This window comes from Mycolicibacterium chlorophenolicum, assembly GCF_001044235.1.
In the GTDB taxonomy this organism is placed as follows: domain Bacteria; phylum Actinomycetota; class Actinomycetes; order Mycobacteriales; family Mycobacteriaceae; genus Mycobacterium; species Mycobacterium chlorophenolicum.
Genome location: NZ_JYNL01000026.1, coordinates 1 through 22,545 on the forward strand (window position 1 = coordinate 1; position 22,545 = coordinate 22,545).

The following is a 22,545-nucleotide window of genomic DNA, read 5'->3' on the forward strand; positions in this document are numbered from 1 at the left end:
CCGCACCACCAGGGCCGGCTACGACCATGCAGCCTCACCCGACCCACCCGGGTCACAGCCCAACGTAACAACACGAAGTAACTGCAACTACGAACTTAAGGACAACCACTGATGGCACTCACCATCGGCGACACCGCCCCCGATTTCCACGCCCAAACCACCCAGGGTCCGATCAACTTCCATGAGTGGATCGGCGACAGCTGGGCAGTTCTGTTCTCCCACCCCCGCGATTTCACCCCGGTGTGCACGACCGAACTCGGCTACATGGCCAAGATCAAACCCGAATTCGACCAACGCAACACCAAAATCATCGGGTTGTCGGTCGACCCACTCGACAACCACACCGCATGGGCCGACGACATCGCCGAAACACAAGGTACCGCACCCAACTATCCGATGATCTCCGACAGCGACTACACCATTTCGAAGGCCTACGGGATGCTACCCGCCGAAATCGCCGGTGACCCGACCAGTCACACTCCGGCCGAGATGGCGACGCTGCGCAATGTCTTCGTCATCGGCCCCGACAAGACGATCAAGTTGGTGCTCGTTTACCCGATGACCACCGGCCGCAACTTCGACGAGGTGCTGCGTGTACTCGACTCGCTACAACTCACTGCCGCGCACAAGGTGGCCACCCCCGCCCAGTGGAACAGAGGTGGCGACGTGATCATCGCCGGCTCGGTTAGCGACGAGGAGGCCAAAATGATCTATCCGGACGGCTGGACTGCCCCTCGTCCCTACCTGCGCATCGTTGCCGACCCCACCCAAGGCTGAGGGCGCCGACGGGCGTGCACCCGTTCACTGCGCAACGGCAATGAGGTTGCTGCGCAGGAAGGCGATTTGGTCGGCGCACACTCGGTTCAACCACTCCCCGGCGAACAGGTCAAAATGCCCTATGGGGTAACGGCTTAACTCGCCCCGAGGAGCTTCTTCGGCGACGCGAATCGCGGGATCCGGTGGCGTGATCGCGTCGTGGTCGCACACATTGACCAGCAGAGGGCAGGTCACCTGGTCGGCTTTGGTGGCGGGCCGATCCGATCGCAAGTGCAACGCGATACGGGCAGCAACGGCGGGCTCCCAACCGATCGGGTCGGGTGGCAGAATCGCCTCGAATCCAGCTCTCGCATCGGGTGTGGTCATCATCGCCACCGTGCCGGGTTCGCCAACCAGATCGACGTAGATGGGGTCGCGGCCGCGGCGGGCGCGCAGCGCGTCGCGAAGAGCCCGCACAGCCAGCCGGTAGGTGGCGACACGACCGGCCGAGCGCATCGCCGCCGCCGCCGCCGCGCGACCGTCGACGAAGGGGTTTTGGATGATAGCCGCGCCAATACGTGGGTTGGCGGCGGCGGTGGCCAGTACATGCCCCCCGCCGAAAGAGGTCCCCCACAGCGCCATTCGGTCCGGATCGACGCTATCCAGGCCGCGCGCGTAGTCACAGTGCCGCGCGCAAGTCTGCTCGCTGTCGGCGGATGTCGATCAGACCGCGCGGTACGCCCCCGCTGGTGCCGGAATGGCGGTAGTCGAAGGTGAGCGCGGCGATCCCCGCGGCGGCGAACCGCGTCGCGAACTCGGGCAGCGCGGCGCTGCGGATGCCACCGATGCCGTGAGCCATCACGACGCACGGGTGAGTGGCGTCTGTTCGTGGCCGGTACAGCCAGCCGTCGCAGCGATCGCTGCCGGAACTGAAGGCGAGGTCTTCGCGTACCACCTCGAAATGCGGGTGGGCGGGGTGGATCGGACTATCGGGTGTGGACATGGCAGCGATGCTGGGCCTTAATGTCGACATGAAGTCAAGCGATGAAGATGGCGACGTGTCGATCAGCGAGCTGGCGAAGCATTTCGGCGTCGCTACCCATGTGCTGCGCCACTGGGAATCCGTGGAACTGCTGGTTCCGCACCGCTCCTCAGTGGGCCATCGTGTCTACGGGCGCGCGGATCGGTTTCGGGTTGCGGCGATCCTGCAAGCCAAGCGTGCCGGGATGGGTCTGGAGGACATTCGGGAGATCCTCACCGCGGCCACCCCGGCGAAGCGCAACGCGGTGTTGCACCGGCAGCGCGATCAGCTGATCGCGCGCATCGCTGATGCGCAGTCAGCGCTGGCCCTGGTGGATTCCGGGTTGAATTGCGAACACGGCGACGTGGCCATGTGCCCCCGGTTTCAGTCGGTCCTTGCCGAACGGGTCGACAACCGATCAGCCGCCGGCGATGTGGCCGGCGATTGATAGGTCATGTTTGCCGCGGGCCAGCGCCACATGTTCAGCGACGCCACCGGGGCAAGCGGGAGGACCGCCCACATTCCGGGAACGTAGCTGTAGCCCGGTTGGTCGAGGAACGAGAAGCACAACGAAATGAGCGAGTTCGGTGATGCCCAGCGACGCGGAGAACGCCCAAGCCAGGTAGCAGCCGAATGCCGGAGCCCTCATCATCAGGACCGGGATGAGCAGCCACATGCCCACCGACACCAGAAGCAACAGGAGGACAGACTCCGAGGTGACGGCTGGTGACGGCAGCGCGGTCACTTCGGCGGTGGGCGAAGAAGCCCATCTGCTCTTCCTCGACCCGACCCGATGCGCCAGGAACAGGGCCAGGGCGATGAAGTACGGGATCCGGATGTCGGCCCAGCTGCCGCGGTTGGGCAGCAGCAGCCCGCCGGCGAATCCCGCAGGTGAACACGTGCATAGTGACCCGCCCGCAAGCCAGATGACCCAAAATCAACGTTGACATCGTGGTCGCTATTGCCAGCGCGATCGATGTCGGGGGCTTACGGTGCTGTCTGTTTGGGCGCATCGCCTAGGCGTCTTTTCGTCTGAACTTCGCAGCGGCGTGGCCGTATTCGGCTGTCACAGGAAATGGGCGGGCGTGTCTACAACCACGCGGATAGTTGGGTGCGGCATCGCCGTGGTGACACAGCATGCGCATCGACCGGCGCGGCGAGAGCGTCCATCGACGCCACGGTCAGCAGGGCCGTCATAGCGACGCGTCCCGGCCGTCACGGTCTGCCGCGGGTGTTCGTCGTGGTCTTCCCCGGTGGTTGCTCCGACGCTTCTGACAGCAGGCGGATCACCAGACGGTCGAATTCTTCACCCCACCCGGCGTTGTCGGTGCGTGCCAGCCCGCCGACCTCGACCGTCAGAGCACCGCCGCCTTCGTCTCTGCTGATCTTCACCCAGATCCGTCGCCGACGAATGATCAGCGAGACCAGCAGGCCGGCCATCATCGTCATGGCGAACACCAGCACCCAGATCTGCGCCGGATCATGTGACACCTGCAGACTCACGAAGTCGGTGACCGCGTCGAAACGGACCACCGTGCCGTCGTCAAGGCGTGTCTCCTCGCCCAGACGCAGGTTCACCCTGGCCATCCGATTGAGACGACCCTGCCCGATCATGCGCCTGTCCAACGCGAAAATCGATTGCGGGCGACCGGAATCCAAGCCGGTATCACCCTTGTAGATGTCGATCGCCACGGCGGGATCATTGAGGGCGGGGAACGCCGACGACAACAGTGTGCCGTCGAATTGCGCCGTCGGCGCCAGCAACCCTGCCAGCGCGATCTGATTCTTGCGGCGCTCATCGGGGTCGGGGTAGCTGCCCGCCGGCGGGTCGAAACGCACAGCGCCCGAAGACAGCAACGTCTGCAGGTCCTCGGGCTGCCACTGCAGGGTCTGGGTGCGCGTCTGCCCGTCCGGGAAGGTGACCGTGAACGTCGGTGCGTAGCCGTGCCCGAGCAGATACACTCGGTTGCCGCCGACCCGCAGTGGTTCGTTGACTCTCAGCTGATAAGCGTTCCAGGTATCGTTTACCAGGTCGTCCCCGGCCTGATAGACGGTGTCCGCGGCGAACGACACCGCTTGTCCGCTCGGCAGGAAACTAACCTCGAAATCATTGACGCGCAGGCAGATTGGGTATAGCGCGGTACCGTCAACGGTTGTGCCCGCACGAAAGGCATCAAACGCCGCGGGCGAAGCCGAACAGAATCCTGGTCCCCCGTCGGCAATCACGATGACGTTTCCCTCGTAACCGAACAGTTTCCCGGCCGCGATGGAAACGAGCAGTCCAATGAGCGAGAAGTGGAAAACCAGGTTGCCCGCCTCCCTCAAATAGCCCTTCTCCGCGGAGACTTCGACGAAGCCGTCGTTGCTGCGGGTGGTCCTGCGCCATCGGCGCAAGCTGTCGGAGACTGCGACGCCGAGGGCGTCAGGGTCCCCCTCGATGACCATTACACGGTGCTTCGGGAGCCGGCTGAGATTGCGCGGCGCCGGCACCGGTATTGCCGCAAGGCTGCGGGCATGCTCGATCAACCGCGGTGTCAGACACCCGATCAGCGAGACGAACAGCAAGACGTAGATCGAGGTGAACCAGACGCTGGAGAACACGTCGAACACCTGTAACCGGTCCAGCCACGGACCGAGTCGCGGATTGTCGGCGAGATAGCCGGCTACGGTCGTCGGGTTGACCGTGCGTTGCGGCCACAACGCGCCCGGTATCGCCGCAAATGCCAGCAAGAACAACAAGACGAGCGCGGTGCCCATCGAGGTGAGGGCACGCCAGGTGTTGCGGACATAGGCCAACGCTCGTCTCATATCGGCAACGTGGTGTTGGTGACGAACGCGTCACGGATCCAGGTGACGAACTCGTTCCACAAGCCGGTCACCAAAGCCAATCCCACGGCGACGAGCAGGACACCCCCGAAAATCTGAATCGTCCTGGTGTGCCGGCGAAGCCACCCCAGCGCATGTACCGCACGTACTGAACCCAATGCGAGTAGGAGGAACGGAATACCCAGACCCAGACAGTAGGCAATGACCAGCACCACACCGCGGGCGATGTTCGATCCCTCGGTGGCCGAGGCGACCGCGATGACACCGGTGAGCGTAGGTCCCAGACACGGCGTCCAGCCGAGCCCGAAGACCGCCCCGAGTAGCGGGGCACCGCCGACGGTGGACACCGCCTTCGGCGTGAACCGGGCCTGGCGCTGCAGTGCCGGGATGAAGCCCATGAACACCAGGCCCATCACGATCGTGAGGACACCGCCAATCCGCTGCAGCAGCAACTGGTTGCTGATGACTGTGGAGGTAAGGCCCAAAATCGCGATGGTGCCCATCAGGAATACCACGGTGAAACCAAGGATGAACAGCCCTGCGGCACCGGCGACCCGTAAACGCACCCCACGTGATCTAAATCGGCTGTCCTCGTCGACGCCAACCACGGCAGCGAGATAGGACAGATACCCCGGCACCAGGGGCACCACGCACGGAGACGCGAACGACACAATCCCAGCCAGCACCGACACCAGCAGTGCCGGCACAATATTGCCTGACATTGCGATCTCGGTGAAACCGTTCATCGGCGCCAATGCATGTCGAACCACATCCTCAAGAAATCTACGTACTTACTACATAGAGTAGTAAGTTAGAACCATAACTGCCCCGCACGTTCTCATGGCCCGAGCCCGCGAGGACCATCTCAACGTCCGTTAGTATGTTGCCATGACTGATCCGCCTGTCGACAGCTGCGATCTGTTGTGTCTTGATCTGCCGCACGCCGAAGCCATCCGTGCCTCGCTGCCGGCACCGAGCAAGGTGGAGTCGGCGGCCTCAGCCGCCAAGGCGCTGAGCGATCCCACCCGCCTGATGATCGCGACGGCGTTGAGCAACGGTGATGAGTTGTGTGTCTGCGATATGGCCTGGGTGGTCGGCTCGGCGCAGAACCTGGTGTCACATCATCTGCGGCAGTTGAAGAACGCCGCTTTGGTCGCTTCTCGCCGCGACGGCAAGCTGGTGATGTATCGGCTCACCCCGCTCGGCGTCCACTTGACTGCCGCCGTACTCGCTTCGGTTCGCGTTGAGGGGGTCAATCGTGTCTGATGCGTGCTGCGGACCGCAGCCTGAGGGTCAGCAGTCCGGCGAACCCGAGTCCGGACCTGAAAAGCTTTGGCAGGTACATGAATTGCAGGCCGTGGCGTGGCCAAGGATGAACCCGCCTCGGTCGAGTCCGATGTTCGTGGGGGGTGAGTGGCCGGAACATAGCCGGTGAACCCGCCGAGCAGCCAAATATGGACACCCTCCCCACCGCTGTCGCGGCGCCAGGCACCGGTTCACCGGGCGCTCGATGCGATCCTCGTCGGCTGATCCCTCGTGGGCTGATCGCCGTTGTCGCCGGCGGCGGGTTGCTGTGGAGCAGCTTTCCACCGACAGACTGGTGGCCCGCCGCTTTCGCCGGACTCGCTCTGCTGGGCTGGGTCCTGGCCCACCGCAACACCACAGTGCTCGGCGGCCTGGGCTTTGGCTTCGTCTTCGGCGTGGCGTTTTACCTGCCTCTGTTGCCGTGGACCGGTGCTCTGGTCGGCATGGTTCCGTGGTTGGCTTTGAGCACTCTGTGCGCGGCGTTTACTGCACTGTTCGGTGCCGCCGCCGTGGCACTGCGCGATCAACCGGGTTGGCCGATGTGGTGGGCCACCTGGTGGGTCGCTGTGGAACTGTTGAAGAGTGCCGTGCCCTTCGGCGGATTCCCTTGGGGTGTACTGGCTTTCGGCCAATCCAGCGGGCCGCTGGCGCAACTGGCACCCTGGGGAGGACCTTCCCTGATCTCGTTCACCACGACGCTGATCGGTTTCACCGTCACGGCGGTGCTCGTTGGTCCGGGTCCACACCGACGGCGCAGCGCGGTAGTCGCGCTGTCAACGGCACTGTGTCTGGCGGCCCTCACCGGACTCGCCTGGGAGCCCTGGCGTTCGGATCGTGAGAAACAGACTCTGGTGGTTGCGGCGGTGCAGGGCAACGTGCCGCGCCTCGGCCTGGACTTCAACGCACAGCGGCGCGCCGTGCTGGACAACCACGTTCAGCAGACTCTGCGTCTCGCCGACGACGTTCGCGCCAGTAGCGCGCCCCAACCCGATCTGGTGGTGTGGCCGGAAAACTCCTCCGACATCGACCCATTGATCAACAACGATGCAGCGCAACAAATCGACACTGCTGCACGGGCGATCAACGCACCCATTCTGATCGGCGCGGTCCTGAGCAACCCACCACAAAGCACCGACCCCAGATCCACCTCGAACACCATGATTCTCTGGTCACCCGAGGACGGACCCGGCGCCCGCCACGACAAGAAGATCCTGCAACCGTTCGGTGAATATCTACCGTGGAGAGGGTTCTTCCGGCTCTTCTCCGATTATGCGGAGCGCGCCGGCTTCTTCGTTCCCGGTGCCGGCTCCGGTGTCGTCGAAGCCGCCGATGTCTCCGTCGGAGTCGCTACCTGTTGGGAGGCGGTTTTCGACCGTGCTCCTCGTGAATCAGTTCGTAACGGCGCCCAGGTGTTGGTCATCCCGACCAACAACGCCACCTTCAACGAAACTATGAGTCGGCAGTTTCTCGCGTTCGCGAAGATTCGCGCCTTCGAGCACCGACGGCCGGTCGTGGTGGCAGGCACCACCGGCGTCAGCGCCATCATCACGCCGGACGGCCGGGTTGTCGATGAGACAGCCTTCTTCACCGCCGACTATCTGATCAGCCGCATTGAACTCAACGACGAACTCACCCCGGCCACGCGGTGGACCCCGATCATTCACGGGGTTGTCACCGCTTTGGCAATCGCTGCGCTCTTGTTAGCGGCGATCCAGCGCTACACGCCGTCGTGGCGCAAATCGTCAAGCGGATGATGCGAGCAAGTCCGTCGGCCCGACCACGAGTATCTACTATTCGAGATAGTAGGTACGTGAATCCCGATGATGCAGAGGAAAGATGGCCAGAAAGCAAAGGAACGAACGTATGAGCACCGTGCGACTGGCGGTCCTCATGGTCGCGATCCTGACACTACTGTCTGCCTGCTCGAACGCGGGAACTGGTGCGCAAGCTGGGAACTTCGACTTCGTATCGCCCGGCGGCAAGACAGTCATCTACTACGACCCAGCGGACTCGCGAAGCACTATCGGAGCGTTGAGCGGTCCGGATCTGATGACAGACGAAACCGTCAGCCTGTCCGACTTCACCGGCAAGATCGTCGTCATCAACGTTTGGGGATCATGGTGTGCCCCGTGCCGCACCGAGACTCCCGAACTCGAACTGGCCTTTAATGAATACCGTTCCCGCGGCGTCGAGTTCCTTGGCATCGACGTTCGCGACGATCTCCAGGCAGCACGTGACTTCAAGACCGACCGCAACGTCAGCTACCCATCCATCTTCGACCCCGAGATGCGCACCCTCATCGCCCTGGGCCGCAACTATCCCACCAGTGTGGTTCCCACCACCATGGTGCTTGATCGCCAACACCGAGTGGCAGCGGTCTACCTGATGGCTTTACTCGCCGACGACCTAAGACCGCTGCTGAATCGCCTTCTGTCGGAATCCTAGTGTTGGCGAGGTTCTTTAGCTCTGAAGTTGCCGGGCTGGGATGCGGCACAGACCAACCGAAGAGCGTACCTGCCCAGTGCCGACCAGATGTTTCCGCAGTTGACGATGTCTCACTTTCTGTCATGTCGGGCGACATCATGGGTTGACTCGACAGCTGTCGACTGGGCGAGTGAACTGGCTGAGGCTTGGGCAGCGGAGTCGGGCCGGTCGGCGCTCACGGGCCTGATGACCAACTGATGCCCTCGGTCGCGGATCAGCGCTCGTACGGGCAGGCGGCGTGCCAGGCCGCGCGTCAGGGCCTCGGAGGTCACCGCTCGCTCCAGAGTCGGCGCATTCTCTCGATGGCAGTTGATCGTGACCCCAGACGGCAGACCCGCCAGGGGAAGCGCGGAGGCGAGCTGCGTTGCACTGCCAAGGGCGAGAACGCGCTCACCAGACGTGGCCAGGGCTCCTCGCCAACGCGCGGCGTGGAGTCCATCACGAACCGCATCGAGCGTCGTGCGCGGTTGCAGCGTGGCCTAAAGGGCGCGGGTCGGCGAACTCAGGATCGGCAGCGCATTCATACGCAAGATCGGGAAGTCGCCGGCCTCGATGGCTGGGAGGGCGGCGTCCACGACGCGCGCAGTCGTACGCAGCTGATCGACGTGCGAGCGCAGAGCCGGTTTGAGGGTGGCTGTCCTGCCGAGACTTGCGAACGTCTCATCGAAGTTCTCGATGGTGACCAAGCGAGCCGTCACTCCGGCCGCATCGGCCCGTTCCATCAACTCGGCGACCGCTGGCAGTGCACTGCTCGGGTCGCGCGTCAGCCACCACAGCCCGCCGGGAAGCGCGTCAGCGATTGCGACGGCGTCGTTGAGCATCGTCATCACGCTGGCGTCCCGGCCGCTGTACCCGATGACGGCCAGGCCGAACCGACGGCTGCTGTCGAGGAACGCCTGACGCAGCTTGGCGTCTTGTGATTGAAGCTCACTTTCGAGGTTCTTCAGTGCGTGCTCGCGAAAGTCGCCGTGCAGCTTGACTAGCAGGGGGAAGTCATCGTCACTCAGCGCGAGACTGGCCCGCGCAGGATCACCAAGCGCTGCGATCCCCAGGCGCGGACGCGACGAGGTTGTGAGCGCCGCTCGCGCACTCTCGGCCGCCTGCTCGACGAGGTCGTCGAAGTTTGTCGTCAGCCCGAGGTCGACGAACCCCTCGGCGATCAGGGCGCCGAGCACGCGTTGCCCATACGAGGGCAAACGGTCCTGGAACAGGCCACGGAGGTACTGACGTCGGGGCCCATCGTCGGGCAGAGCCAGGGAGAAGGCGGTGCTGTAGTCGCTGGGATCACCGATGGGAGGCATGCCGTTTATGCCGTCGTAGTAGGCGAGGATCGACCGCCGCGTATCTTCGTCGCCAAGGTTCAGGTCCTGGTGGACGAGGTGATGTGCGTCGGCGTACAACCGCGACAGGAGATCAAGGACGACCCGGCCAGCGGTCGGGACTTGAGCCGAGGCACTTGCGCCCGCACCGAACAGCCATGCGATCCGCCGACCCTCTACGGCCCACTGGCGAGAGAAGGTGCCAAGGTCGACGACCGCAACGCTCAAACCCGGAGCCTTCCTGCTCGTACGGACCGTTGGCGGTCACATATCGACTGTCTCATTGAGTGCAGACAGCGCAGCAGTGAGACACGCGGTGTTCTCTATACCCCTAGGAGTTTCGGGCAGTTGTGGGACAGTCACGCTGGCTCCGTGTCGGCAAAAATTGGTGGTCAGGCTCGGCCGCCAGCAGTACCGTCGGCCTAATCTATTGATTGGCGGAGGTGTGGTGATGGCGGAGCGGACACCCAAGAAGGTGGTCGTATCCGCAGCGGCCGCCAAGAAGGCCGGCGCCCGAGCTACAAAAGCTTCCGCCAAGCTGGAGGGCAGGGTGATTCCGGCGGATCATCGACGTTCTGCGGCGGTCAAGGCGTACCTCGCGAAGCAGCAGTCGCCGAAGCGCTGAGGTGGAACCACCTCAACGGGCTGTCCTTGCCCTCTCGGGTACCTTCGCCTCACATGGATTCTGGGGGCCAAAGGCATCTGAGGAGACGTGCATGGCTGATCAGCTACGCCTGGGCAGACCACGGACGTTGTCGTTGTCGGCTAGGGCGTCGCGTAACCGGACGATCTCGTCGTGTTGGGCGGCCAGTCGAGAGATTGCGCTTTTGCGGAATTGCTCGTGGGTGGCGATGTCGGCATCGCGGTCAGCCAACCATTGGCGCAGCTTGACGACCTCGTCCTTCAACCGCCGAATTTGTTTTTCCCGTTGGTCGTTGTCGATGTTGAGGGCGCGCTGGCGTTCGCGCCGCGCTTCGAATTCTTCCTTGAGGTGCAGATAGGTGCTGTAGAGAGCGGCGCGAGTGACTCCAGACTCTGCAGCGAGCGTCTTTACGTCGCAACCACCTCCTGCGGGTATGTCTCCGCGCAGCAGCCTGTCGGAGGCGGCCCTGATGCGCGATTCGATTTGTTCGCGCTGCTGTTGGCTAACTCGGCCCATGTGTCGGCGTCTCTAGGGATCCTGCTGGCCGCCGGTGCTGGCAGCATCGATGCCGTCGATCACCCGTTGAGCGCGGCTCAGTTCGGACTGCAGGCGTTGACGTTCGGTTTTCTGGGTCTTGCTCAATGAGCCCAGGAAAGTCGTTGTCGATTTCACGGCTTCCGACCACGTGTCGCGGTGACGAGCGTGGTGGGTTGCCTGTGGGCAGCGAGCTGCGTCGCACATACCGATCAGGGGCTTCTCGGCGGTTGGTGTCCCTGCAATCTTCAGGCACAGGGCACGGGCGGGGTCGCTGAACCAGCAGTAGTTCGCCACAGCTAGATGCAGCGTCTTGGCGCGTCGTGAAAGCAGGTTACGAAGCTGTTGATCGTTGGGGAGGACCTTCGGGGATGCCTGCTCGCGGTCGAGTCGGGCGTCGATGCTGCCGAAGTAGTCGATGAGTTCGCGGGCGCCGGGCCCCGCGGGCATGACCCCCCGCTCGAAGTCGGCGAAGGCCTCCAGTGTCAGCTCAATGTTTCGGCTCTGTTCGTGCTGGCTGATCTCGGCCCACAGCTTGGCTTGAGCCCCGCCGGGGCGGGCCGCGTAACCCTCGGTGGTCACCACGGAGACGTGTTTGAGTTGCACCTTGGCCGCCAGAAGCCCCGCTGGCCGGTAAGCAAGTTCGATGGCAAGCCGGCGGCGCAGCATCCGCAGGGTGAACGTCTCATCAGGAATCGGTTGCAGGCCCAGCCTGGCGCCGGCTGGCCCGTTGACCCAGGAGCAGAGTCGTCTAACGAGGTCCTGGTAACTGAACCGGCCGAACAGGTGATCGAGGTCGCTGCGAACCCCGTGCACGTCGAAACCGATGAGCTTCTCGGCGACCGCCGCTGCGCGGTGCGCCTCGGGGATGACCACCCACTCTTCGGGTTCGCCGCCCAGAGCACGCCCCTTGATCACTTTCCCCTTTAGTCGATAACGCTTGAGCCCCGGCGCGATTTCCTCTTCGGTCAGGCAGCCCCGCTGTAGTTCCATCAGCTCACCACTCCGCATGCCGGTCAGGATTGCCACCACCAATAGGCACGCGGTGCGCAGCAGGCTGGGCAGGTCATCGGCGACCGCGTAGTGCAGGGGTTCTGTCCAGGGCACTTCGGTGTCGTCATCAGCTCGGAGAACTAGAGCAGCGTTGCGGCACAGCGGTTTTTCGGTCCCCACGACAGCGAGCACGTTCTCGATCGTGTTACGCAGCGCTGGCTGTTCGTCAAGCCAACGACCGTAGAACTGGCGAGAGCCGACCGCATGAGCCAGTGGCGTGAAGTTGATGGCATCGAGAGGTCCGCCATAGGCGCTGCTCTTGACGGCGCTGAACGAGCCGAGCCGCTCGTAGAAGGGATCGCCCTCGCGCAACTGCCGGTCGAGCACCGCAAGCAGCTTGTCAGTCGGGCACGCGCGCATCCCGCGCAGGTTTGCCTTCCGTTCAGTTCGCTCCACTAGCTCGTCACGAAGCGCCAGGATGTGCGGGCCGAGGGTGTCCACGATGTATAAGGCCGCCGAGAGCAGCGGCCGCAGCGTCTCCATCGGCAGCGGAGGCGTCTTGTTCTCCCCGGTGTTGGTCTTCACCCCGGCAGCCTCGGCGGCGGACTTGCCTGGCCACGGTCGAAATCCAGTACGGCATCGATCGGCGGTGAATAATTCGCTGTACTCGGCGATGTCGATCATGACCATCGCAGCCTGATAGTGAACGATTAGCGCTTGACGAATCGGCTCGTCCTTCTCGCTCCGTATCTCGCGGCGCCAATTCAAGTACCCGTCGCAAAGGCCCTGATCGAGCTGGGTCAGTTCGTCGACTCCTTGCTCGGTCAGCCAGCGGAAGAATCGTGCCAGCTCCGCCAGCCGCATAGCGCAGGTTTGCAGACCGAATGCAACGCGGTAGGCGTGCGGCAGTACGCGTACGTGCTCATGATGGGGGACCAGCAGGGCGAACACGTACTCCTTCGCGACCTGGCGCCAGCGCGGATTGGTTAGCGGCCGAAAGTCCAACTGCTGCTGACATTTAGCGAGTGCGACGGCTGTGCCGACCACCTCGTCCAAATTCCACACGTCGTCATCAAACAGCGGCCGTCGGGCCCCCTCGGTCAGTGGAAGCGAGGCGGCTCTGCAGACATCGATTCCTGCGAAGGCCGATCGCGGCAACGCGGTGCTGTCGGCGGCGGTCGAGCTTTGTCGGTTCACTGAGTGCCTTCCTCTGGCCGCAGCGGGATGTCTTGGTCGGTTTCGCTGACGTGGGTGGCGGACCGAGTGAGCACGTCAGGGGGAAACAGTGCCAACACTTCGTCGAGGCGAGCTGAATATGGACCGAAAACGGCCATGTACTGCGGTGCAGCCATGAGCAGCCATTGCCGGGCGAAGTACGCCTTGAGTCGCAGGAGGTTCGTCGCATGGCGAGGGGTGAATAATGCCAGCGGGCACAACAGACATACCCATGGCCGCGCCGGGCACGGTTTGCCCACGGGGCCGTGGACGCCGGCTAATTGGTCAGCGCAACTGGCGACGAACACGTCGCGTTCGCCGCCGACCAGCTCGGCCAACGCGGGCCCGTCCAGGTTCAGCGTGTCCACCAGCTGCGGGAAGCGTTCGGCGATCTCAGCGGCATCTGCCTCGCCAAGCAGCACTTGCGGAACGCAGGCCTGACGCACCAGGTCGCCCTGAGCCTCCTCGATCACACCCTCGATGGCGCGTTGCTGGCCGGGCGTGGTGACACTGAGGTAGTGATCACCCTCAACCGCCGGTGTGTGGTTGGGGTCGATGGTGGCCCTCGCGCTGCCGAACCAGGTGCGGCGGTCCCGCGTGGACTCGAACGTGGTGCGGATACGGTGGCGATGCACCTTTAACGGGCTGCCGTTGTCGTCGACCAGGCCACGGTTCTTCACCCACTTGCGCAGGGATGCGTAATCAGTTGCACCGGTGAGGAACTGGTGACCGAATTGTCCTTGCTGGTACCGAATCCAAAGGGCCCCGCGCTTGTCGGCGGGTGCGAACTGCCGCAGCGACGCCGAGTGGCGCAACCACTGCTCGAGCAGTTTCACCGCGTCCTTGTTCAATACCAGACTTTCGGCGGCGGTCCGACCCTTGAAGTACGACAGCAGGACCTCGCTGTCCCCGGTCCAGTCCAAGTCCTTTACGCCCAGGTTAGCGATGCCATCTGGCACGATTCCGGTGTAGCTGCCGAACAGCAGCATGTAAGCGATGACTGTCGACGTCTGAGGAAAGAGAGCTCTGCGAGCGGGTACCACTCCGCCGCTTCGGCTCGCGATCGTGGCCGCGCACACACCATAGAGACGGCTCACCGATGCGTTGGTGATGGTCGGCCCCAGGTCGGCGAGTAACCAGCAGACGTCTTGATAGGTCCAGTTATCAAGCGAGGGCCGCTGGCCCCGTTGCGCTGCGGTCGCAGCGCGGCGATTCTCGGCGTAGGAGTCGTTGATGACCTCCAGGCATGCATGCTGTAGACGGCCCCACTCTGCCTCGGAGTAGGGGGCGAGTGGCTTTTCGTTGCGGCGGCGTTTCGGGTGAAAGGTTTTGCCGGTCACGAACTCCATGACACCGGGCGATAGGGGCTCGATCTCGTTGCCGAATGCGGTCAACAGCTGCCGGCAATTGCGTTCGACGGCAGTCTTGCGGCTCATCAGGAACTCGGCCACTTGGCTTCGGGTCAGGTCTTTCACCCCACCGGTGAATCCCCGATCATCGAACCACGACACCATGCCGGCAATGGAGCGCATGTGATGCCGGACAGTGCCAGCCGCATCAACCCCGCCCCGTGGGTGAATCAGTTCGATCAGCGCTGTCACCAGGTTCGTCGCCAAGGTCTCGTTGCGGAAGCCGGCTGGCACCGCGATCCGGGAACGCTGGCCATTGGTGAACAGGCAGTCCAGTCCCAACGGGTCCGTCGTCATCTCAGCTGGCATTAGTCGGCCTCTTCGGCGAACTCGGAGGCGGCCTCGTCGGCAGCCGAATCGGCTATCAGTCCGTGATGGGATCCCGCCGCGGCGTAGGACTCTCGGAAGATTCGAGTGGTGTCCAGACGCCGCAAGTATTTCTCCGTGGTCAGTACCGACGAGTGGCCCAATAGGTCACGCAGCACCATCATCGGGTCTGCTTTCGACAGGTAGAACGCCAGCGCGTTGTCGGCGTTGGTGTCCTTCACCGCCTGGGCAAGCTGGGCGTAGTAGCCGCCTACCAAACGCTCCATCGTTTTCATGGCGAAGGTGTGGCGCAGCCGGTGTGGAGACACATGCGGGAATCGCGGCTCCCACTGTTGTCGGATGCGATCCGCAGTGCGGGCGAACACTGTCGACCACGCTGTGAACGGTCGTCCGTCACTACACACCGACAACAGACACGAACCACCGCCCGGCGCGACCAGCCGGCGCCGCTCAACGGGACGAAGCGAAGCCCACGCGACCCTGGTGCCGTTAACGCGGCCGCCCCGGTGATCCGGCTCGGTCACCATCAACGGCTCGCTATGCACCGGTTTCCACAACGAGCCCTCCACGTTGACCGCCCGGTCCAGCTCGATGTAGCGATGCACTTCCACCAACGCGTCATACTCGATCCAGGTCGTGCGGAACTTGGTGCCCTTGGTCACCCCCGCGGGAACAGGGAACGGAATCGGAAACCGTTGTGGCCGTTGCGGTAGAGCGGGAATTTCCCACACCAGCAATGATGAGAACTCGGCGGCCCGCAACCCCGTCGACAACGCAAGTCGGCCAACAGCACCATTGCGGGCCAAATGGTGGCCACGAAATTTTGACGGACCGCCGTCACGGTCAAGTCCTGCCAATCCGCGGATGAGCAAGTCAGCGAAATCCACAGCCAAGTACTTGATCGACACGTGCGGTTTGGGGACGCGCCGAGTGGCAGAATTTTTCTGGCGCAACAACAATTTGTCCGCATACGAATTGAGTGCCACGCCGTAGGAGAACGGTTCGCTAGCCGCGTAGCCCTCCGCCGTCGCCCACCGATAGAACGACGCCAACACGCTCACGTGCTGATTCCACGTCGTCGCCTCGAAGCGGGCTTTAACAGGACCCACCGCTCGATACGCAGCGTAGCCACTCAGCCCAGTGCGCAACCGCTCCCGGTTATCGAAGACACCGATTCCGTGCTCGGTCAAGAAGCGCGCCCAGTCTCGCAGAATCCGTCCGTACCGAAGCCACGTGGCCGGTGAGGTCGCCCCGCTCGAAGGTAGCTCTCTCAACCACCTGTTCATCGCAACAGACGCACGGGGACGGCCCGGCGCATCCTCGAAACACAAGTCCGAATCGACCAGAACCGGCATCCCCGTCGGCGCCACCGGGCGCCGTTCGACATCCCATGTTTCCCAGCCGTCCCCGGTGAACGCCACCATCTCCACACCGACACCTAAGTCCTATTAATCCGACAACGAGTCCCGACACGCGCAAGGCGTAAAGGAGACCGTCAAAACAAGACACGGAACTTATGCGGAGAGAATGCGGTGAAGATCGGCGCAGCGCAGGCAACTCGTCACTCCGGGGATCACCAGCGGGCCGATCAGTCCGGCGCCGTCGCGCACCCGCACGATCAGATGCGGAACCCCCGCGTCGTGCAGCTCCCGCACGACGCGCGGATCGGCCACCAGGTAGTCGGTGAGCACGGCCAGATCGGCACCCCCGGCCGAGGCGTGCGCCCGGCTGCTGTGGCTGACCCGGACGCCGGAGCCCGACAGCGCGGAGGCGATCAGGTCCGACAGCGGGCCGTCGCCGTGGATCCGCACCGATGCGGCGCGGTCGCGGGGCGGTGCCGCCGCGGTGATCACCCCGGAGTCGACGAGGTGGGTCACCAGACCGGTGACGACGGACGCGTCGGCGCCGCGTCCGACGGCCAGGTTCTGCAGTTCCGGCACCGTCGCGGCGGACTGCAGGGCCCGCAGCAGATCAGCGAGGAGCGGCGCGGCCAGCCCGGGCGGTGGATGGACCACCACGGCGCGGCGGGGATCCCAGCCGACCTGGACCGTGCCGTCCGGCCGGGACAGGACCGGGGTGGCCGAGTCCAGGGCATAACGGGTCATGCGACGACAGTGTCATGCGGCACCGACCGCGAATCGAGTTATCCACAGGCCTCAGGGGCGTGGATCGGTTCCCTCGTCGCCCTCGTTGAGCGCGGCCTCGATCGCGCTGTCGAGCTCGCTGGTGGTGGTGTCGCCGCCGATCATGCGGTCGATGAACCCGGCGGGCTCGTCGAGATCCGACGCGCTGGGCAGCAGGTCGGGGTGGCCCCACACGCCGTCGCGGGCGTCGGAGCCGACGGCCTGGGTCAGCTTCTCCCACAGCGCGGCGGCCTCGCGCATCTTGCGGGGCCGCAATTCGAGCCCGACCAGGGTGGCGAACGTCTGCTCGGCCGGCCCGCCGGTGGCCCGCCGCCGGCGCAGCATCTCCGACAGGGCCGCCGTCCCGGGGATCCGATCGCCGAGTGCGTCGGACACGACGGTCTGCACCCAGCCTTCGATCAGCGCGAGCAGCGTCTCGAGTCGCTCCAGCGCCGCGGTCTGCTCCGGGGTGGCCTTGGGTTCGAAGATGCCCTGATTGAGCAGCTGCTCCATCTCCGAGGGGTCGGTCAGCGACGCGGGATTGAAGTCGCGGGCGAACTCCTCGATGCCGCTCATGTCGATCTTGGTGCCCTTGGCGAACGCCTCGACGGCGTTGAGCAACTGTGTGGCGAGCCACGGCACGTGGCTGAACAGCCGGTGATGCGCCGCCTCGCGCGCCGCGAGGAAGGTGACGACCTCGCTGCGCGGCTGCTCGAGTCCCTCCGCGAGCGACTCGATGGCCTCGGGCATCAGCGCGGCGACGCCCTTCGGGCCCAGCGGCAGCCCGATGTCGGTGGACGTCAACACCTCTCGCGACAGCGTGCCCAGCGCCTGGCCCAGCTGTGAGCCGAACGCCATGCCACCCATCTGCGACATCATCGCCAGCAGGGGGCCGGCCATCGCCTGGGCCTCCTCGGGCAGCGCCTGCGCCCACACCGTCGAGATCTGCTCGGCCACCGGGTCGCACAACCGCTTCCACGTGTCCATGGTGTTGTCGATCCAGTCGGTCGGCGTCCACGCCACCGACCGCGTGGTGCCGGCGGGCAGCGGGGTCACCCCATCGAGCCACGTCTCGGCCAGCCGCACCGCGTCGTTGATCGCCGACGTCGTCTGCTCGGGCACCGGCGCGACGAAGCCGATCGACTTCGACGCCAGCTGGCGGGCCAGGTCGTAGTTGACCGGTCCGGCGCCCGCGCCGGACGTCGCGGTGCCGCTGAACATCTCACCGAGGGTGGAGAAGATCTGCCCGAGCTGGGACATGTCGAACTGACCGCCGGGGAACGCGCCGCCGAACGGATCGTTCGGGCCGGACCCCGATCCGGGGTCCTTCTTGCCCTTGTCGCGCTCGGGGTCGTCGCCCGCGGAGAAGCCGAAAGGCAGGTCAGCCATGCCCCCAACCGTACTCACCAGGCGGGCGGGGTGTGGGCCGACGGGTCACGCTGAGAGTGAACCCACCGTTGACCTCTACTGTGAACGGCGTGAACAGGAGGATTGCCACCCTCATCGTCGCGTTGGTGCCGATCGTCGTCTTCGGCGTGCTCGCGACCACGGTGTCGGTGCCGTACGTCGCGCTGGGTCCCGGCCCGACCTTCAACACCCTCGGCGACGTCGACGGCAAGCCGGTCGTCGAGATCGAGGGGACCGACGTGAAGCCCACCAGCGGTCACCTGAACATGACCACGGTGTCGCAGATGGACGGCCTGACGCTCGGCCAGGCGTTGATCTTCTGGGCCTCGGGTCGTGATCAGCTGATCCCGCGCGAGCTCGTCTATCCGCCGGACAAGTCCCGCGACGAGATCGACGAGGCCAACACCAAGGACTTCCAGCAGTCGGAGGACAGCGCGGAGTACGCCGCGCTGGCGTATCTGAAGTATCCGACCGCCATCACCGTGCAGAGCATCGACGAGAAAGGCCCGTCGAAAGGCAAGCTGCAGGCCGGTGACGCGATCGACGCGGTGAACAACAAGCCGGTCGCGAACCTCGAGCAGTTCGGTGCCTTCCTGGAGACCACCAAGCCGGGCGACACGATCGTCGTCGACTACCGCCGCAAGAACTCCCCGGCCGGCACCACCCAGGTCACGCTGGGCTCCCGGCCCGACCGTCCGCACGGTGTGCTGGGGGTGAACGTGCTCGACGCGCCGTGGGCGCCGTTCGCGATCGACTTCAACCTCGCCAACATCGGTGGCCCGTCGGCCGGCCTGATGTTCAGCCTCGCCGTCGTCGACAAGCTGACGACCGGAGACCTGAACGGATCGAAGTTCGTGGCGGGCACCGGAACGATCACCCCGGACGGGGAGGTCGGCTCGATCGGCGGCATCACCCACAAGATCGTGTCGGCCAAGGAAGCCGGCGCCTCGGTCTTCCTGGTGCCGGCGGACAACTGCGACGAGGCCAAGTCCGCCGACGAGAAGGACATCGAGCTGCTCAAGGTGGACACCCTCGAGCACGCGATCGACGGGCTGCGCACGCTTTCCGCCGGTGGCGAACCTCCTCGCTGCTGAGCCGGTGACGCAGGCCCGATGCGTACAGTTACTGAACAACTGCTGGGAACGTCCGAGAGTGGAGTAGTCGAGTGGGTATGCGGCCGGCGGCGAGAATGCCGAAGCTGACGCGACGGAGCCGGGTTCTGATCGCGATCGCCCTAGCGGTCGTGCTGCTGTTGCTGATCGGCCCCCGGCTGGTCGACACCTACGTCGACTGGCTGTGGTTCGGCGAACTCGGCTACCGGTCGGTGTTCACCACCCAGATCGTCACCCGCATCGTCATCTTCTTCGTGGTGGCGTTGCTCATCGGCGGCATCGTCTTCGCCGCGCTCGCGCTGGCCTATCGCACCCGTCCGGTGTTCGTGCCGACGGCGGGGCCGAACGATCCGATCGCGCGCTACCGCACCGCGGTGATGGCCCGGTTGCGGCTGGTGGGCATCGGCGTGCCCGCCTTCATCGGTCTGCTGTCGGGTTTCGTCGCCCAGAGCTACTGGGAGCGGGTGCAGCTGTTCCTGCACGGCGGCAGCTTCGGCATCGCCGATCCGCAGTTCGGCATCGACCTCGGCTTCTACGCGTTCGATCTGCCGTTCTACCGGCTGGTGCTGTCGTATCTGTTCGTCGCGACGTTCCTGGCCTTCATCGCGAACCTGTTGGGCCACTACCTGTTCGGTGGCATCCGGCTCTCGGGCCGGACCGGCGCGCTGAGCCGGGCCGCCCGGATCCAGCTGATCACCCTCGTCGGGATCCTGATGCTGCTCAAGGCGGTGGCGTACTGGTTCGACCGCTACGAGCTGCTCAGCCACACCCGCGGCGGCAAGCCGTTCACCGGCGCCGGCTACACCGACATCAATGCGGTGCTGCCCGCCAAGCTCATCCTGATGGCCATCGCGGTGATCTGCGCCGCGGCCGTCTTCTCGGCGATCTTCCTGCGCGACTTGCGGATCCCGGCGATCGGTGTGGTCCTGCTGCTGCTGTCCTCGCTGGTGGTGGGCGCGGGCTGGCCGCTGGTGGTCGAGCAGATCAGCGTGCGGCCCAACGCCGCCCAGAAGGAGAGCGAATACATCAGCCGCAGCATCGCGGCCACCCGGCAGGCCTACGGACTCACCGAACAACAGGTCAGCTACCGCGACTACGCCGGCAACGCGCCGGCCAGCGCGCAGCAGGTGGCGGCCGACCGGGCCACCACGTCGAACATCCGCGTGCTCGACCCCAACATCGTCAGCCCGGCGTTCACCCAGTTCCAGCAGGGCAAGAACTTCTACTACTTCTCCGACCAGCTCAACATGGACCGGTACCCCGACGCCGACGGCAACCTGCGTGACTACGTGGTGGCCGCGCGCGAACTCAACCCCGACCGGCTGATCGACAACCAGCGCGACTGGATCAACCGGCACACCGTCTACACCCACGGCAACGGGTTCATCGCCTCGCCGGCCAACACCGTGCGCGGAGTGGCCAACGACCCCAACCAGAACGGCGGGTACCCCGAGTTCCTCGCCAGCGTCGTCGGCGCCAACGGCAGCATCATCTCGCCCGGACCGGCGCCGCTGGACCAGCCGCGCATCTACTTCGGCCCGGTCATCGCGTCGACCGCTGCCGACTACGCGATCGTCGGCAAGAACGGCGCCGACCGCGAGTACGACTACGAGAACAACGTCGAGACGAAGAACTACACCTACACCGGCGCCGGCGGTGTCCCGCTGGGCAACTGGTTCAACCGCAGCGTCTTCGCCGCGAAGTTCGCCGAGCGGAACTTCCTGTTCTCCAACGTCATCGGCAACAACAGCAAGATCCTGTTCAAGCGGGATCCGGCCGAGCGGGTCAAGGCCGTCGCGCCGTGGCTGACCACCGACACCGCCGTCTACCCGGCGATCGTCAACAAGCGGATGGTGTGGATCGTCGACGGCTACACCACACTCGACAACTACCCGTACTCGGAACTGATGTCGCTGTCGTCGGCCACCACGGACTCCAACGAGGTGGCGATGAACCGGCTGCTGCCCGACAAGCAGGTGTCCTACATCCGCAACTCGGTGAAGGCCACCGTCGACGCCTACGACGGCACGGTGACGCTGTACGCGCAGGACGAGCAGGACCCGGTCCTGCAGGCCTGGGAGAAGGTGTTCCCGGGCACCATCAAGCCCAAGAGTGACATCAGCCCGGAGCTGCAGGAGCACCTGCGCTACCCCGAGGACCTGTTCAAGGTGCAGCGCGCGCTGCTCGCCAAGTACCACGTCGACGATCCGGTGACGTTCTTCTCGACGTCGGACTTCTGGGACGTGCCGCTGGATCCGAACCCGACGGCCAGCAGCTACCAGCCGCCGTACTACATCGTCGCGAAGAACCTGGCGGAGAACAACAATTCGACGTCGTTCCAGTTGACCAGTGCGATGAACCGGTTCCGGCGTGACTTCCTGGCCGCCTACATCAGTGCCAGCTCCGATCCGCAGACCTACGGCAAGATCACGGTGCTGACGATCCCGGGACAGGTCAACGGTCCCAAGCTCGCGTTCAACGCGATCAGCACCGACACCGCGGTCAGCCAGGATCTCGGTGTCATCGGCCGGGACAACCAGAACCGGATCCGCTGGGGCAACCTGCTGACGCTGCCGATGGGTCAGGGTGGTCTGCTCTATGTGGCACCGGTGTACGCGTCGCCGGGCGCCAGTGACGCGGCGTCGTCGTACCCGCGCCTGATCCGGGTGGCGATGATGTACAACGACAAGATCGGCTACGGGCCGACGGTGCGGGACGCGCTGACCGATCTGTTCGGTGCGGGCGCGGATGCCACGGCGACCGGGCCGGCGCCGACGGATGTGCCTGCGGGTCAACCGCAGTCGCGGCCGCCGGCCACCGGCCAGCAGCCCGCGGCCGCCCCACCGAACCAGCAGGGGCAGACGCCGCAGACCCGTCCGGAGGTGCCGGTGGCGGTACCGCCGAGCGGTCCGTCCCAGCTGTCGGCGGCGAAAACCGCTGCGCTGCAGAACATCAACTCGGCACTGGATGCGGTGCGGGAGGCTCAGCGCAGTGGCGACTTCGCCCAGTACGGCGAGGCGCTGCAACGCCTCGACGACGCCATGAACGAATACCAGTCCGCGTCGTAACAC

At 64.8% G+C, this 22,545-nt stretch carries 18 protein-coding genes and 1 pseudogene; 8 read left to right on the top strand and 11 right to left on the bottom strand.

Annotated features, from left to right (window positions below):
• The first annotated feature begins 111 nt into the window (after positions 1–111).
• Complete coding sequence (locus MCHLDSM_RS14485) at positions 112–777, top strand: peroxiredoxin (protein WP_036439543.1); 666 nt, start codon at positions 112–114, stop codon at positions 775–777.
• A gap of 24 nt (positions 778–801) precedes the next feature.
• On the opposite strand, the gene MCHLDSM_RS39305 is transcribed toward MCHLDSM_RS14485, so the two are convergent.
• Positions 802–1,398 carry an alpha/beta hydrolase family protein gene (locus MCHLDSM_RS39305; RefSeq protein WP_053082987.1) on the bottom strand — a complete coding sequence of 199 codons (597 nt, stop codon included), beginning with the start codon at positions 1,396–1,398 and terminating at the stop codon, positions 802–804.
• Positions 1,399–1,435: 37 nt separating this feature from the next.
• Positions 1,436–1,759, bottom strand: a complete 324-nt coding sequence (locus MCHLDSM_RS39310; RefSeq protein WP_053082988.1) for an alpha/beta hydrolase — start codon at positions 1,757–1,759, stop codon at positions 1,436–1,438.
• Here MCHLDSM_RS39310 and MCHLDSM_RS14495 point away from each other — a divergent pair.
• Positions 1,758–2,225, top strand: a complete 468-nt coding sequence (locus tag MCHLDSM_RS14495; protein ID WP_230023371.1) for a helix-turn-helix domain-containing protein — start codon at positions 1,758–1,760, stop codon at positions 2,223–2,225. The two genes, MCHLDSM_RS39310 and MCHLDSM_RS14495, sit on opposite strands and share 2 nt — an antisense overlap.
• A gap of 767 nt (positions 2,226–2,992) precedes the next feature.
• Here MCHLDSM_RS14495 and resB read toward each other — a convergent pair.
• Both resB and MCHLDSM_RS14510 read right to left on the bottom strand, forming a co-directional pair.
• A complete protein-coding gene (resB, locus tag MCHLDSM_RS14505; RefSeq protein WP_036439547.1) occupies positions 2,993–4,585 on the bottom strand; it encodes a cytochrome c biogenesis protein ResB in 1,593 nt (530 codons plus the stop codon).
• Positions 4,582–5,349, bottom strand: a complete 768-nt coding sequence (locus MCHLDSM_RS14510; protein ID WP_036439549.1) for a cytochrome c biogenesis CcdA family protein — start codon at positions 5,347–5,349, stop codon at positions 4,582–4,584. Before MCHLDSM_RS14510 ends, resB begins: the two co-directional genes overlap by 4 nt.
• A 142-nt stretch (positions 5,350–5,491) precedes the next feature.
• Between MCHLDSM_RS14510 and MCHLDSM_RS14515 the strand changes: the two genes are divergently transcribed.
• The 3 genes from MCHLDSM_RS14515 to MCHLDSM_RS14525 all read left to right on the top strand — a co-directional run bounded on the left by MCHLDSM_RS14515 (position 5,492) and on the right by MCHLDSM_RS14525 (position 8,353).
• Positions 5,492–5,869, top strand: a complete 378-nt coding sequence (locus MCHLDSM_RS14515; RefSeq protein ID WP_036439551.1) for an ArsR/SmtB family transcription factor — start codon at positions 5,492–5,494, stop codon at positions 5,867–5,869.
• A gap of 188 nt (positions 5,870–6,057) precedes the next feature.
• Positions 6,058–7,662, top strand: coding sequence for an apolipoprotein N-acyltransferase (lnt, locus tag MCHLDSM_RS14520; RefSeq protein WP_063835185.1), 1,605 nt, complete (start codon positions 6,058–6,060; stop codon positions 7,660–7,662).
• 109 nt (positions 7,663–7,771) lie between these two features.
• The gene (locus MCHLDSM_RS14525; protein WP_036439553.1) at positions 7,772–8,353 is read left to right on the top strand and encodes a TlpA family protein disulfide reductase; all 582 of its coding nucleotides are present in this window, start codon (positions 7,772–7,774) and stop codon (positions 8,351–8,353) included.
• Between the two features lie 518 nt (positions 8,354–8,871).
• On the opposite strand, the gene MCHLDSM_RS14530 is transcribed toward MCHLDSM_RS14525, so the two are convergent.
• Positions 8,872–9,939 (bottom strand): SIR2 family protein, encoded by a 1,068-nt coding sequence (locus tag MCHLDSM_RS14530; protein ID WP_048470744.1) that lies wholly within the window; start codon positions 9,937–9,939, stop codon positions 8,872–8,874.
• A 223-nt stretch (positions 9,940–10,162) separates the two neighbouring features.
• On the opposite strand from MCHLDSM_RS14530, the gene MCHLDSM_RS38460 reads away from it, so the two are divergent.
• Positions 10,163–10,336: a hypothetical protein gene (locus MCHLDSM_RS38460; protein ID WP_165572186.1), complete on the top strand. Its 174-nt coding sequence runs from the start codon at positions 10,163–10,165 to the stop codon at positions 10,334–10,336.
• A 99-nt stretch (positions 10,337–10,435) separates the two neighbouring features.
• Here MCHLDSM_RS38460 and MCHLDSM_RS14535 read toward each other — a convergent pair whose 3' ends face one another.
• From MCHLDSM_RS14535 to MCHLDSM_RS14560, 6 genes and pseudogenes are all read right to left on the bottom strand, one after another.
• A complete protein-coding gene (locus MCHLDSM_RS14535; RefSeq protein WP_036439559.1) occupies positions 10,436–10,870 on the bottom strand; it encodes a hypothetical protein in 435 nt (144 codons plus the stop codon).
• A 12-nt stretch (positions 10,871–10,882) separates the two neighbouring features.
• Positions 10,883–13,078 carry a site-specific integrase gene (locus tag MCHLDSM_RS14540; protein ID WP_048470745.1) on the bottom strand — a complete coding sequence of 732 codons (2,196 nt, stop codon included), beginning with the start codon at positions 13,076–13,078 and terminating at the stop codon, positions 10,883–10,885.
• Positions 13,075–14,802: a hypothetical protein gene (locus tag MCHLDSM_RS14545; RefSeq protein ID WP_234713980.1), complete on the bottom strand. Its 1,728-nt coding sequence runs from the start codon at positions 14,800–14,802 to the stop codon at positions 13,075–13,077. Before MCHLDSM_RS14545 ends, MCHLDSM_RS14540 begins: the two co-directional genes overlap by 4 nt.
• An 11-nt stretch (positions 14,803–14,813) precedes the next feature.
• Positions 14,814–16,256, bottom strand: a complete 1,443-nt coding sequence (locus MCHLDSM_RS14550; protein ID WP_201780378.1) for a tyrosine-type recombinase/integrase — start codon at positions 16,254–16,256, stop codon at positions 14,814–14,816.
• Positions 16,257–16,361: 105 nt separating this feature from the next.
• Positions 16,362–16,937 (bottom strand): annotated as a pseudogene (locus MCHLDSM_RS14555) (cyclodehydratase); the annotation flags it as partial.
• Positions 16,938–16,988: 51 nt separating this feature from the next.
• Positions 16,989–18,344 carry a zinc-dependent metalloprotease gene (locus tag MCHLDSM_RS14560; protein ID WP_048470746.1) on the bottom strand — a complete coding sequence of 452 codons (1,356 nt, stop codon included), beginning with the start codon at positions 18,342–18,344 and terminating at the stop codon, positions 16,989–16,991.
• A gap of 89 nt (positions 18,345–18,433) precedes the next feature.
• On the opposite strand from MCHLDSM_RS14560, the gene MCHLDSM_RS14565 reads away from it, so the two are divergent.
• Together MCHLDSM_RS14565 and MCHLDSM_RS14570 are read left to right on the top strand one after the other, a co-directional pair.
• Positions 18,434–19,456, top strand: a complete 1,023-nt coding sequence (locus MCHLDSM_RS14565; protein WP_048470755.1) for a YlbL family protein — start codon at positions 18,434–18,436, stop codon at positions 19,454–19,456.
• Between the two features lie 71 nt (positions 19,457–19,527).
• Positions 19,528–22,542 (top strand): UPF0182 family protein, encoded by a 3,015-nt coding sequence (locus MCHLDSM_RS14570; protein ID WP_048470747.1) that lies wholly within the window; start codon positions 19,528–19,530, stop codon positions 22,540–22,542.
• Positions 22,543–22,545 lie beyond the last annotated feature (3 nt).